This is a genomic window from Allobosea sp. RCC_152_1 (assembly GCF_041360765.1).
Classification (GTDB): Bacteria; Pseudomonadota; Alphaproteobacteria; order Rhizobiales; family Beijerinckiaceae; genus Allobosea; species Allobosea spartocytisi.
This window is the reverse complement of the sequence record NZ_JBFUPU010000002.1, coordinates 252,526-265,440: the sequence shown is the minus strand read 5'-3', so window position 1 is coordinate 265,440 and position 12,915 is coordinate 252,526. Positions and strand designations below refer to the sequence as shown.

Annotated in this window: 11 protein-coding genes; 5 read left to right on the top strand and 6 right to left on the bottom strand. The window is 67.0% G+C overall.

Annotated elements, in window-relative coordinates; translation table 11 throughout:
* Nucleotides 1-29: 29 nt before the first annotated feature.
* Entirely contained in the window at nt 30-3,347 is a 3,318-nt protein-coding gene (gene carB, locus AB6806_RS07570; protein WP_142021726.1) for a carbamoyl-phosphate synthase large subunit, read from the bottom strand.
* 143 nt (nt 3,348-3,490) lie between these two features.
* A complete protein-coding gene (locus AB6806_RS07565) occupies nt 3,491-4,705 on the bottom strand; it encodes an MFS transporter (protein ID WP_051987514.1) in 1,215 nt (404 codons plus the stop codon).
* A 105-nt stretch (nt 4,706-4,810) separates the two neighbouring features.
* On the opposite strand from AB6806_RS07565, the gene AB6806_RS07560 reads away from it, so the two are divergent.
* From AB6806_RS07560 to AB6806_RS07550, 3 genes are all read left to right on the top strand, one after another.
* Entirely contained in the window at nt 4,811-5,215 is a 405-nt protein-coding gene (locus tag AB6806_RS07560) for an ArsR/SmtB family transcription factor (RefSeq protein WP_248311088.1), read from the top strand.
* Nucleotides 5,216-5,332: 117 nt separating this feature from the next.
* Nucleotides 5,333-6,394: a class I SAM-dependent methyltransferase gene (locus AB6806_RS07555; RefSeq protein ID WP_142021727.1), complete on the top strand. Its 1,062-nt coding sequence runs from the start codon at nt 5,333-5,335 to the stop codon at nt 6,392-6,394.
* A 129-nt stretch (nt 6,395-6,523) separates the two neighbouring features.
* Nucleotides 6,524-6,928 (top strand): GtrA family protein, encoded by a 405-nt coding sequence (locus tag AB6806_RS07550; RefSeq protein ID WP_113252558.1) that lies wholly within the window; start codon nt 6,524-6,526, stop codon nt 6,926-6,928.
* A 483-nt stretch (nt 6,929-7,411) separates the two neighbouring features.
* Here AB6806_RS07550 and AB6806_RS07545 read toward each other — a convergent pair whose 3' ends face one another.
* From AB6806_RS07545 to AB6806_RS07535, 3 genes are all read right to left on the bottom strand, one after another.
* Nucleotides 7,412-7,882 carry a hypothetical protein gene (locus tag AB6806_RS07545; protein WP_142021728.1) on the bottom strand — a complete coding sequence of 157 codons (471 nt, stop codon included), beginning with the start codon at nt 7,880-7,882 and terminating at the stop codon, nt 7,412-7,414.
* 5 nt (nt 7,883-7,887) lie between these two features.
* The gene (locus AB6806_RS07540; RefSeq protein ID WP_142021729.1) at nt 7,888-8,691 is read right to left on the bottom strand and encodes a hypothetical protein; all 804 of its coding nucleotides are present in this window, start codon (nt 8,689-8,691) and stop codon (nt 7,888-7,890) included.
* Between the two features lie 179 nt (nt 8,692-8,870).
* Nucleotides 8,871-9,563 (bottom strand): class I SAM-dependent methyltransferase, encoded by a 693-nt coding sequence (locus AB6806_RS07535; protein WP_142021730.1) that lies wholly within the window; start codon nt 9,561-9,563, stop codon nt 8,871-8,873.
* A gap of 154 nt (nt 9,564-9,717) precedes the next feature.
* On the opposite strand from AB6806_RS07535, the gene AB6806_RS07530 reads away from it, so the two are divergent.
* Nucleotides 9,718-10,971, top strand: a complete 1,254-nt coding sequence (locus AB6806_RS07530; protein ID WP_142021731.1) for a class I SAM-dependent methyltransferase — start codon at nt 9,718-9,720, stop codon at nt 10,969-10,971.
* Here AB6806_RS07530 and AB6806_RS07525 read toward each other — a convergent pair whose 3' ends face one another.
* On the bottom strand, nt 10,972-11,880 hold the full coding sequence (locus AB6806_RS07525) for a DMT family transporter (protein WP_051987513.1): 909 nt from the start codon (nt 11,878-11,880) through the stop codon (nt 10,972-10,974).
* 91 nt (nt 11,881-11,971) lie between these two features.
* Between AB6806_RS07525 and AB6806_RS07520 the strand changes: the two genes are divergently transcribed.
* Nucleotides 11,972-12,904 carry a LysR substrate-binding domain-containing protein gene (locus AB6806_RS07520; RefSeq protein ID WP_038359051.1) on the top strand — a complete coding sequence of 311 codons (933 nt, stop codon included), beginning with the start codon at nt 11,972-11,974 and terminating at the stop codon, nt 12,902-12,904.
* The last annotated feature ends 11 nt before the right edge of the window (nt 12,905-12,915 follow it).

Here is a 12,915-nt window from a genome sequence, read left to right as displayed (position 1 = left end):
GTATTTGAACCTCGTTGCGAGCGGCTACGTCAAGCTGCCCGTTCGAAGTAGGATTGCAGCGACCGTACTTCGAGATCGCCGCTGCTATAGGCCTTGATGCCTTCCGCCGCTGCGATCGCGCCTGCCAAGGTGGTATAATAGGGCACCTTGTGCAAGAGGGCCGAGCGCCGGAGCGAACGGGAATCGGCGAGGGCCTGCGGGCCTTCGGTGGTGTTGAAGATCAACTGGATCTCGCCGTTCTTGATCGCGTCGACGACGTGCGGGCGGCCTTCCAGGACCTTGTTGATCCGGGCGGCGTCGATGCCCTGTTCCTGCAGCAGCCGGAGCGTGCCGCCGGTGGCGAGGATGCGGAAGCCGAGATCAGCCAGGATGCGCACGGCCGGCACGATGCGCGGCTTGTCGTCGTCGCGCACCGAGACGAAGACCGTGCCCTTGACCGGCACCTTGGAGCCGGCGCCGAGCTGGCTCTTGGCGAAGGCGACGTCGAAAGAACGGTCGAGGCCGATGACCTCGCCGGTCGAGCGCATCTCGGGGCCGAGCAGCACGTCGACGCCGGGGAAGCGCGCGAAGGGGAAGACCGCCTCCTTGACGCCGACATGGCCGAGGACCGCGGGCTTGAGGCCGAAGCTGCCCAGCGTCTCGCCCGCCATGATGCGCGCGGCGATCTTGGCGATGGGCTGGCCGATGACCTTGGCGACGAAGGGCACCGTGCGCGAGGCGCGCGGATTGACCTCGAGCACGTAGATCTCGCCGTCCTTGATGGCGTATTGCACGTTCATCAGCCCGCCGACATCGAGCGCGAGCGCCATCGCCTTGGTCTGGCGCTCCAGCTCGGCGATGATCGCGGGCGAGAGCGAGCGCGGCGGCAGCGAGCAGGCCGAATCGCCGGAATGGATGCCGGCCTCCTCGATATGCTCCATGATGCCGGCGATGAAGGCGTCGCGGCCGTCGCTGAGGCAGTCGACATCGACCTCGATGGCGTCCGACAGGTAGCGGTCGAACAGCAGCGGGTTCTTGCCAAGCACCGTGTTGATCTGGCCGGTCTTGTCGTTCGGATACTTGGCCTTCACCTCGGAGGGGATCAGCGAGGGCAGGGTGCCGAGCAGATAGTCCTCGAACATCACCTCGTCGCGGATGATCGCCATGGCGCGGCCGCCGAGCACATAGGAAGGCCGCACGACGAAGGGCAGGCCGAGCTCGCCCGCGATCATGCGCGACTGCTCGACCGAATAGGCGATGCCGTTCTTCGGCTGCTTCAGGCTGAGCTTGTCGAGCAGACGCTTGAAGCGGTCGCGGTCCTCGGCGAGGTCGATCATGTCGGGCGAGGTGCCGAGGATCGGGATACCGGCCTCCTCCAGCGCGTTCGCCAGCTTGAGCGGCGTCTGGCCGCCGAACTGGACGATGACGCCGTGCAGCGTGCCGTTCTGCTTCTCGGTCTCCAGGATCTCGAGCACGTCCTCGACCGTCAGCGGCTCGAAATAGAGCCGGTCGGAGGTGTCGTAGTCGGTCGAGACCGTCTCCGGGTTGCAGTTGACCATGATGGTCTCGTAGCCGACGTCGCGCAGCGCGTAGCAGGCATGGCAGCAGCAATAGTCGAACTCGATGCCCTGGCCGATACGGTTCGGCCCGCCGCCGAGGATGACGACCTTCTTGCGATCCGAGGGATTGGCCTCGTCGGCAACCTTGCCGGCGAAGGGCATGGCGTAGGTCGAGTACATATAGGCGGTCGGCGAGGCGAATTCGGCGGCGCAGGTATCGATGCGCTTGTAGACGGGGCGCACCTCGAGCGAGCGGCGCAGCGCCCTGACCTCGGCCTCGGTCTTGCCGGAGACGGCGGCGAGGCGCTTGTCGGAGAAGCCCATCGCCTTGACCTGGCGGAAGGCGCCAGGGGTCTGCGGCAGGCCGAACTTGCGCACCTTCTCCTCGGTCTCGACGATCTCGCGCATCTGCTCGAGGAACCAGGGGTCGATCTTGCAGCTCTCATGGATCTCGGTGTCGGTGAAGCCCAGCCGCATCGCCTGCGCGACATGCAGGATGCGGTCGGGCGTCGGGGTCGAGATCGCCGCCTTGATCGCGTTGCGGTCGTCGCCGAGGCCCATGCCATCGACCTCGATCTCGTCGAGCCCGTCCAGGCCGGTCTCCAGCGAGCGCAAGGCCTTCTGCAGCGATTCCTGAAAGGTGCGGCCGATCGCCATGGCCTCGCCGACCGACTTCATCGCGGTGGTCAGCGTCGGCTCGGAGCCGGGGAATTTCTCGAAGGCGAAGCGCGGGATCTTGGTGACGACGTAGTCGATGGTCGGCTCGAAGGAGGCCGGCGTCGCGCCGCCGGTGATGTCGTTCTCGATCTCGTCGAGCGTGTAGCCGACGGCCAACCGCGCCGCGACCTTGGCGATCGGGAAGCCGGTCGCCTTCGAGGCGAGAGCAGACGAGCGCGAGACGCGCGGGTTCATCTCGATGACGATCATGCGGCCGGTCTCGGGATCGATCGCGAACTGAACGTTCGAGCCGCCGGTCTCGACGCCGATCTCGCGCAGCACGGCCAGCGAGGCGTCGCGCATGATCTGGTATTCCTTGTCGGTCAGCGTCAGGGCCGGCGCGACGGTGATCGAATCACCGGTATGGACGCCCATCGGATCGAAGTTCTCGATCGAGCAGACGATGATGCAGTTGTCCTTCTTGTCCCGGACGACCTCCATCTCGTACTCCTTCCAGCCGAGAACGCTCTCCTCGATGAGGACCTCGCTGGTGGGGGAGGCGTCGATGCCGCGCTCGACGATGTCGATGAACTCGCCCTTGTTGTAGGCGATGCCGCCGCCGGTGCCACCCATGGTGAAGGAGGGGCGGATGATGGCGGGAAGGCCGATGTCCTCGAGCGCGTCGAGCGCCTGGCCGAGCGTCTTGATATGGTGCGAGCGCGGCGTGGAGAGGCCGATCTTGGTCATCGCCTCGCGAAAACGCTCACGGTCCTCGGCCTTGTCGATGGCGTCGGCGGTGGCGCCGATCATCTCGACGTTGAATTTCTCCAGCACGCCCATCTTCTTGAGCGAGAGCGCGCAGTTCAGTGCCGTCTGGCCGCCCATGGTGGGCAGGAGCGCGTCGGGGCGCTCCTTCTCGATGATCTTGGCGACGATCTCGGGCGTGATCGGCTCGACATAAGTCGCGTCGGCGAGATCGGGATCGGTCATGATCGTCGCCGGATTCGAGTTGACCAGGATGATGCGGTAGCCCTCGGCCTTCAGCGTCTTGCAGGCCTGGGTGCCGGAATAATCGAACTCGCAGGCCTGTCCGATGATGATGGGGCCCGCGCCGATGATCAGGATGGACTTGATGTCTGTGCGCTTGGGCATGATCTCGACCGGTCTTGGGCAGGCGCGCGCAAGGCCGGTCCGATCGGGCGAGCGGAGGCCGAGCGAGCGTCTGAATGAATGCTAGGCGCTCGCTATAGACGGGCAAGGCGGCGGGGGGAAGCTAAAAGCGCTTCCCACCCGCATCAACGCACAGGCCGTGATGCCGGCAGCACGAGATCGATCTCCAGCGGCTTGGGCGTTCTGCGCTTGCGGCGCATGGCGACGAAGAGCAGGCCGAGCGCCGCGATCTCGCAGGCGGCGCCGACGAAGCCGAGCGACCAGGTGCCGGCATGGCGCATCACCTGCTGGCCCAAAGCCGCGCCGGCGGCGATGCCGAAATAGAGGGCGGATGCGTTGAGCGAGAGCGCGACGACGATGGCGTCCGGCGCCATCGCCGCCAGCCGCGACATCTGCGAGGGGTGGCCGGCCCAGCCCGCGCCGCTCCAGACCATGATGACGAGCGGAAGCAGATAGATCGCAATCGCCGGCGGCAGCGTCACCGCGACCAGCGAGGCCGCAAGCAGGGCCCCGGTGAGAATCGTCAGCACGACGGAGAGCGTGCGCTCGGGGCCGAAGCGGTCGCTCGCCATCCCGCCGAACTGGTTGCCGAGCGCCGAGCCGATGCCGGAGAGGACGAGCGTCGCCGCCAGCCAGGGGCCGGCGATGCCGGCATGGTTGGTCAGGAAGGGCGCGATATAGGTGTAGAGGACGAAGGCGCCGGTCGTCCAAAGCATGGTCGTGCCCAACGCCAGCAGCACGTCGGAGCGGCTCGCGACCTGCAGGCGCTCGCGCAGCGTGTTGGTGCCGTGCGGCAGGCCGGCCGGGAGCCTCGCGAAGAGCCCCGCCAGCGAGAGCACGCTCAAGCCGGCGACGATCAGGAAGGCGAGATGCCAGCCGCCGAAGCCGACGACGGCGGTGCCGATCGGGATGCCGAGAATCAGCGATACGGTCATGCCGCCGGTGACCAGCGCGATGGCGCGTCCGCGCCGCTCGGGCGGAGAGATGGCCACGGCCACGGCGTTGGCGGCAGGCATGAACACGCCGGCCGCGAACGCCATGACGACGCGCGCCAGCACGACGACGGTGAAATCCGTGGCGAAGGCGGCACCGAGATTGGCGAGGCCGAAGACCGCCATCGCACCGATCAGGACGCGCTTGCGATCGGCATCGCCCAGCACGGTGGAGAGAATCGGCGAGCCGACCGCATAGGCCAGGGCGAAGATCGAGATGAGCAGGCCGGCGGTGTCGACGGAGACACCGAGGCCGGAGGCGAGATGGGGCAGGATGCCGGTGACGATCAGGCTGCCCGTGCCGATGGCGAAGGCGCCGCCGGCGAGCGACAAGAGACGGATGTCCATAGGAGTGATCCTTGCGGATGGTCGCTGTATCGAAGTCAGGCTTCGAAATTCAATGATCATTGAATTAATCGCGCCTGGTGATTACCGCAAGGGTAATTTCAATGAATGTTGAATCTTGTCAGGAGTGATGCCATCGCCTATCTCGGAGGCATGAAACCGCTGTTCCATCCCGATATCGACGATGTCGCGCCGGCCGACATCTTCGCGGCGCTGGCCGATCCGATCCGGCTCGGCATTCTGGTGGCGCTCTCCGATGCAACGGAGATGGACAAGGCCCGCTGCAGCAATTTCGTCGGGCTGGCCTCGCCGTCGCTGCTCTCCTATCACTTCGCCAAGCTGCGCGAGGCCGGGATCACGCATATGCGCGTCGAGGGCACCTCGCGCTATCTCAGCATCCGGCGCGCCGATCTCGACCGGCGCTTCCCGGGATTGCTCGACAGCGTGATCGAGGCAGCGCAGCGCGACCCCAGCCTGCCGCGCGTCCCCGAGCCGGCTCAGGCGAAGGGCTGAGAGCGGACCTGTCCTTGCGTTGACATGCTTACCTAAGGGTATAGCGTTGCCGCTTCCGCGATGGCGTCGAGCCGGATCGCGTCAAGCCGGCCACGCCCTAACCCGAGGAGCATGGCCATGCGTGAAGCCGACCCTCAGAAACTCGATGCGCTGGTGGGACGTCTTGTCGGCGATGTCGGAGCGTCCGTCACCGGCTCCCTGATCGTGCTGGGCGATCAGCTCGGCCTCTACAAGGCGATGGCCGATGGCGAGCCCGTCACCTCCCGGCAACTGGCCGAGAAGACGGGCCTCAAGGAGCGCTATCTGCGCGAATGGCTCGCCGGGCAGGCCTCGGCCGGCTATGTCGACTATGACGAAGGCAGCGACAGCTTCAGCCTCTCGCCGGAGCAGGCCATGGCCTTCGCGGAGGAGGACAGCCCGGCCTTCTTCGCCGGCGCCTTCGAGGTCGTCCAGTCGATGTGGATCGACGAGCCGAAGGTCGCGGAGGCCTTCCGGAGCGGTGCCGGCCTCGGCTGGCATGAGCACAGCAGATGCCTCTTCCGCGGGACCGAGCGTTTCTTCCGGCCGGGCTACAATGCCCATCTGACGGCGGAGTGGATTCCGGCTCTGGGCGATGTCGAGGCCAAGCTGCAGCGGGGCGCGACGGTTGCCGATGTCGGCTGCGGACACGGCTCTTCCACCATCCTGATGGCGCAGGCCTATCCGCAGTCGCGCTTCTACGGTTTCGACTATCACGGTCCTTCGATCGAGCGGGCGCGCGAGGCGGCGGAGAAGGCCGGCGTGGGCGACCGCATCACCTTCGAGCGCGCCTCGGCCAAGGACTTCCCGGAACGGAAATACGACCTCGTGACCATGTTCGATTGCCTGCACGACATGGGCGATCCGGTCGGCGCCGGAAAGCATGTGCGCGAGTCGCTGGCCAGGGATGGGAGCTGGATGATCGTCGAGCCCTTCGCGCACGACCATCTCAAGGACAACCTCAACCCGGTCGGGCGGATCTACTACGGGGCGTCGACGATGATCTGCACGCCGGCCTCGCTGTCGCAGGAGGTCGGCCTCGGGCTTGGCGCGCAGGCGGGGGAGATGCGCCTGCGGAAGGTTGCGCTCGATGCCGGCTTCTCGCATTTCCGCCGTGCGACGGAGACGCCGTTCAACATGGTCTTTGAGGCCCGGGCCTGACGCTGCAGGACTCGGCGGGACGTGAACCGCGCCGACAGGTTGTCGCGTGAGAGGCGCGATGCAGGATGACGGGACCGCGCGAGGCAAAAAATCATTCGCCCCGCGCGCCCGATGATCTAGGAAGCGCGGATGCCGCTTCGTCGCTATCCGCGCCAGTTCCGCCAACTCGTCAGCTATGCCTTCGCCGGTGGGCTGACGGCGGTGGCCCATTACGGCGTGCTGATCGGGCTGGTGGAGGGCGCCAGGCTCGATCCCGTGCCGGCGACGCTCGCCGGCTTCGTCGTCGGTGCACTGGTCTCCTACGGCCTGAACCGCTGGATGACCTTCGATGCGACGCGCAGCCATGCGCAGGCCGGCTGGCGCTTCGGGCTGATCGCGGCCGGCGGCTTCGTGCTCACCGGCCTGCTGATGCATCTTTTCGTGACCCGGCTCGGACTGCCCTATCTACCGATGCAGTTCGTCACGACGGGGGTGGTGATGGTGTTCTCGTTCCTCGGCCACAAATTCTTCAGCTTCGCCGACCGGGCGGCCTGAAGCCGGAGGCTCGCGATCGGAGAGACGCCGGAGCGCATTTGCGTCGGCTTTCCCGAAAGCCGCATTCCGCTTTTCGGAGCGATGCTCTAGCCGCGCCGCCCGGCGCGGTTGGAACAGTTCATGAAGGCCATATGGGCTCCCGTTCCAAGCCGTGGCGACCGCCAGCGCATCCGGTTCGGACGGTGAGGGTCGGCCACCATCATGCCGCCGTTGTCGAGGGCGCAAGTACAGGCCCGTGGATCTCCCGTCCGGCGACATTCCGGTCTGATCCGGCCGTCCTGCGCCGCAACAGGCGGTGCGGCTCCCAACAGGGTGAACAACAACGCCGTCGCGGCAAGCCAGTATCGCATGTCAGCCTCTCCCCAGGTGACGCAGCGTTCCATGGCGTTCGACGCGAGTCCACCGTGCTCCCCGGTCTGCGGACTACGCCTTTGGTCGTCATGGCGGTGGGGCTTGCAAGGCTGCGGGTGCGCTTGATCGCAGCTATTGCGACGGGGCGACGGTCAGCTGGAGCTGCCGGCGGCCGATGCGGCCTTCCTTGTCCGTCGCCTCGATCTCGATGACATGCGTGCCGGGCGGCACCACGACCGCCGGCGCATCGATGCCGGCCGGCGTGATGAAGGTTTTGACGCGCTCGGTGATGTCGAGCGGGGGCTGGCGGCGATAGAAGACGCGAACGGTCGAAGGATCGACCGGCACGCCGTTGCTCGGCACGAAGCGCACCGCCAGCCGGAAGGGCTTGCCGTCCACGCCCTTGTCGGGCGTCGGCAAGGTGTCGATCCCGGGGCCGCGCGTCAGGTTGCGCGTGCCCGTGGCGGCGATGCCGGCGGCCGGCAGCGCGGCCTCCTGGCGCGTGATGAGCTGGATCGGGTCGGCGGCATGGGCGCTCGACAGCATGATGGCGGCAGCGAAGACGGCAGGCAGAACGTGCCGGACAAGCACAGTCTCGATCATCTTTCTTATTTCACTCCCAGAATACCGGCAATGATGCCGGCAATGGCAGAAATGACGGTCGTGGCCATCAGGATCGTGGTCTCGATGGTCTTCAAGGTTTCCATCGGGATCTTGCCGTGAACAGCCAGCAGCCCCCTACGCAGTTCCGGCAGCGAGACGAGGCCGCGCGCGGTCAGCGCAGCCTGCGTCACGCGCAGCAACATCCCCGAGAAAAGGGAGGCACCGATGCTCAGCGCATAGAAGAACGTCTCGCGCCAGGCTGCCGATCCCTGCGGAAGGAGCGGTATATTGTCGTGCCAGCCCAGCCACGCGTTCATTGCTGCGACGGAAAAAATCGCGAAGGCGAGGGCGATGCCGATATCGAAGGCGATCAGCCGTGGCCGGACGCCGAAATAGATCAGGCCCGTGGTGAAGGGAATTGCGATCGAGGCAAGGCGCAGCGACCAGAGGGGCAAGTCGAGCCAGAGCACGACCGAGCCATAGGCGCCGAGCAGCAGCAGGAAGCCGAGCGGCAGCACCCAGAAGCGCCGACGCGCCGCGTTCAGGGCGCGCGGCAGCTCATCGCCCGGAGGCATATCCTCGGGCAGGATTGCCGCCTTGACCTCTGCCGCGGGTGGTGCCGGCATGGCCGCGACTGCGGCGCGGTCCTCCTCGGCTTTCTTCTCGAAGGCGGCGAGACGCTCTTCCAGCGTATCGAGACGGCGCAGCAGCGGCAGGACGGGCGTGAGATCGCGCCCGCAGCAGCGGCAGGACAGCACGCCCCGGTTGAGCATTGCGTCGCAATAAGGACAGGCGAATTGGTCCTGCACGGGCATTCCGGGCTTGGAGGCAGTGACTTAGTGGCGGTGACGTGGAGACAAGCCGCGCTCAAAGCCATATTTGCCGGTCCGGATCAAGTCATTCCGTCGGGTTCAGTTACGGAATGCCCGGTACCTCCCGCGCTCGCCCTGCACGAGGAGGCCTTCCAAGAGGCTGCGCGCGCCGGCCTTCAGGCCGGCCTGATCGCCTTGAAGGTCATCCGATGCGGGTTGTGGCCGAAATTCGCGGGCCGCTGGACCTCGGCGAAGCCGGCCTCGCGCAGCAGGTCCTGAATGGCTTCCGGCGTATAGGTCGAAAGGCCGTATTGGGCGCGGAGCTTGCGATAGTCCGAGAAGGCCGTGCGGACGAGCCCGGCGAGCGCCGTCAGGAAAAAGCCGCCGCGCCAGCCGAAGGCGAGAAGCTGGGCGGCGTCCGTCAGCGGGCTCACATCGGGCGGGATGACGTCGGCGAGGACGAGGGCGCCGCCGGGCTTGAGCCGGCCGTGCCAGGTCGCGAGCACGGTTTTCAGTTCGTCGCGGGAGAGGTACTGGATCAGCGAATTGGCGACGACGAGATCGAGCGTCGCCTCGGGCAGGGCCTCGACCTCCTCCGGCGAGACGACCGCGACCGTCTCCAGCCGTCCGAACTGTCCGCGCAGCTTCTCGCGGACGCTCGGCGCCGCCTCGCAGAGATAGAGCTTGCCGCAGGCCCGCGCGACGCGGGCGGCATCGAGCGCCTCGCCGCAGCCATGGTCGAGCACGACCGCTGCGGGCGAGGGGATATGGCCGATCAGGTCGCTCGCGATCCCGCGGTAATGCAGGGCCTTGTGGCGTGGCGAGACGTAGATCGCATGCTCGCCGTTCCAGAAATCGCGCCAGGACATGGGTTCGCTCGATCCTCGGGCCGGATGCGGCCTCTTCCTTGCGACGAGTAAGCGAAAGCCGGGCCGCTCCGCAACCACAGGGCTTCCGGCGCGGCGCCGTTTGCGATTAGCTCGTCGGGCTGCCCGCGACTCGCGGGGTCAACGGGGATCGCCGATGCTGCTGCTGCCGCGACTGCTCAAGGGTTTCGTCCGCCAGGGGCGCCTGACTGTCGTCACCCCGGATGGCAAGCGGCATGTCTTCGGCCCCGGCCCGGCCGAGATGCTGTTCGCCGGGGTGCGCAAGATCGCACCCTCCGTCACCGTACGCTTTCATGACGACCGGATCGAGCGGGAGCTCTTCCTCAATCCCGAGCTGGCGCTGGCCGAAGGCTACATGGACGGGCGGATCGACTTCGAGGAAGGCACGATCCACGACCTGCTGACGCTGTTCTGGCTGCAACGGAAGGAACTGCGCAAGCATCCGCTGCAAAAGGCGATCCGGCAGGTTCGCTTCCGCATCCGGCGCTGGCGGATGCACAACCCGCTCGGTGCCGCCGGCAAGAAGGTCAAGCATCACTACGACATCCCGACCGATTTCTACCGGCTCTGGCTCGACGAGACGATGACCTATTCCTGTGCCTACTGGCACAGTCCCGAGGTCGGGCTGGAGGCAGCACAGAAAGCGAAGCTCCGGCACATCGCCGCCAAGTTGAAGATCGAGCCCGGCATGCGCGTGCTCGACATCGGCTCGGGCTGGGGCGAACTCTCGATCTATCTGGCGAAAGCCTGCGGAGCCAAGGTCACCGGCCTCAACGTCTCGCCCGACCAGATGGCGGCCGCGCAAAAGCGAGCCGAGGCCGCGGGCGTGGGTGATGCCGTGACCTTCGTCAACAAGGACTATCGCGAGCTCACGGGGACGTTCGACCGCATCGTCTCGGTCGGCATGATGGAGCATGTCGGCGTCGCGCATTACGGCGAATATTTCGAGAAGATCCGCGATTTGCTGACGCCGGACGGGATCGCGCTCGTCCACTGCATCGGCCGCGCCGGGCCGCCGGGCTTCACCGGGCCGTTCTTCGAGAAATACATCTTCCCCGGCGGTTATGCGCCGGCGCTGTCGGAGGTGTTCGCGGCGGTGGAGCAGACCGGGCTCTGGTCCTCGGACTGCGAATTCTGGCGGCGCCACTACCACTGGACGCTCGAAGCCTGGCGAGAGCGCTTCATGGCCAGGCGCCAGGAGGTCGTCGGCATGATGGGCGAGCGCTTCGCCCGGATGTGGGAATTCTATCTCTGCGCCTGCTCGATCTCCTTCGACATCGGCGGCGACATGGTGTTCCAGCTCCTGCTCGGCCCGCACAAGAGCGCCGTCCCGATCATCCGCGACTACATCGCGGATGACGAGAAGGCGCTGGCGGCGAAGGGGTTTTGATCACCGCTTCAGATTGACCACCACGACCCCGGCCAGTGCCATGACGCCGCCGATCAGGCCAAACAGCGTCGGCACCTCGCCGAGCCACAGGAAACCCAGCAGCATCGCCACTGGCGGCACGGCGTACTGGAAATTGGAGGCGCGGGCGGCCGGCAGGCGCGAGAGGGTGATCGCCCAGGTGCCGTAGGCGATCAGGCTCGGCACGACCGCCAGATAGACCACCGACCAGAAGGAGACGGCCGGGGCGACCTGAGCCTGGGCGATGGCGGAGGGCAGGAAGGGCAGCAGCACGAAGCCGCCGATCGCCATGTTCCAGGCCGCGACATGCAAGGGCTTGTAGCGGGCGAAGAGCGGCTTCTGCACGACCGTGGTGATGGCGTTGCAGAAGGCGGCGCCGAGGATCAGCAGCACGCTCATGCCGATCTCGACATCGAGCCCCTTGCCGAGCGCGATCACGCCGATGCCGGCGAAGGACAGCGCCGTGCCGAGCCAGGCGGTCAGGCTGAAGCGCTCGCCGAGGATCATCATGGCGAGCACGGCCGTCATGATCGGGTTGGTGTTGATGATGAAGGCGGCCGGACCCGCCGGCACGACGCGCTGGCCGAAATTCAGCAGGAGAGCGTAGCCGGCGATGAAGATCACGCCGCCGACCAGGAAGCGCCAGATGTCGGCGCGCTCGGGCAGCTTCGCCCGCGTCGCGATGAGGAAGAGTGCGGCCGGGCCGCCGGCAAGGGCGAAGCGCAGCGCGGCCATCTCGGCCGGGCCGAAGCCGGCGAGGCCGGCGCGAATCGCCGGGAAGGAGGAGGCCCAGGCCATGACCGTGAAAGTCACGGTGAAGACCAGCGTCGGGTCGAGGCGCCTGGCGCCGGGGGCAATGAGCGCAGGGGAGGCGCAGCTCGAGGAGGACATGGCGTCGATCCATCAATGACGAAAGGCTGCTGCCGATAAGCGCCCGCACGAGCTGATTGACAAACGAACAATTCGCGCATGAGCTGTGACGATGGATCACAGCTCGAACCTGCCGCCGCTCGACACCCTGCGCGCTTTCGAGGCGGCCGCGCGCACCGGCAGCTTCTCCTCGGCCGCCGAGGCGCTGAACCTGACGCATGGCGCCATCAGCCGGCAGATCGCCAAGCTGGAGCACTGGCTCGGCTTGCGTGTCTTCTTGCGGCAGGCCCGCGGTGTCTCGCTGACGCCGGAAGGGCAGCGCCTGCTCCAGCGCACGCAGGAAGCTTTCGCGTTGATCGCCGATACCTCCGAACGTTGGCGCGAGGCGCGCGGCGCTTCGGTGGTGCGGGTCAGCGCGCCGCCTTCGGTCTGCGCGCTCTGGCTGATGCCGCGCTTGGCCGTGCTGGAGGCGGGCGCGCCCTCGCTGCGGATCGTGCTGCAGGTCGAGCATCGCAAGGTCGATTTCGAGGAGGAAGGCGTCGATCTCGGCATCCGTTGCGGGCGTGGCGGCGCGCCGGACCGGCTCTCGCTCAAGCTGTTCGAAGAATGGTGCTTTCCGATCGCCTCGCCGGGGCTCGCGGCCGCGATCGGGGAGGGCGCGCCGGAACGCCTGTTGGCGCAGCCGCTGATCCATGATTCCGACGCGGCCGGCTGGAAGGCTTGGTTCGCGGCGCAGGGGCTGGATTATCGCCCGCGGCCGCAGGATCGCCGCTTCGAGGACTACAATCTCGTGCTCGATGCGGCCGCCCATGGGCTTGGCATCGCGCTGGCCCGGCCGCCTTTGGCGCGCGAGCAGCTCGCGGCGGGACGGATCGTACGGGTTGATGCGCGGGAGGCGCTGAATCCGGTGTCCTACTGGCTCGACCGGCCGCTGGGGACGCTTCGGCCCTCGTCGGTGGTCCTCGCCGAGCGGATCGCGCGGGAGGCGGGAGCTGATCGGGGAGAGATCGCTACGTTCCTGAGCCGGGAGGCACGCGCGGCCTAGATGCCTTGCGC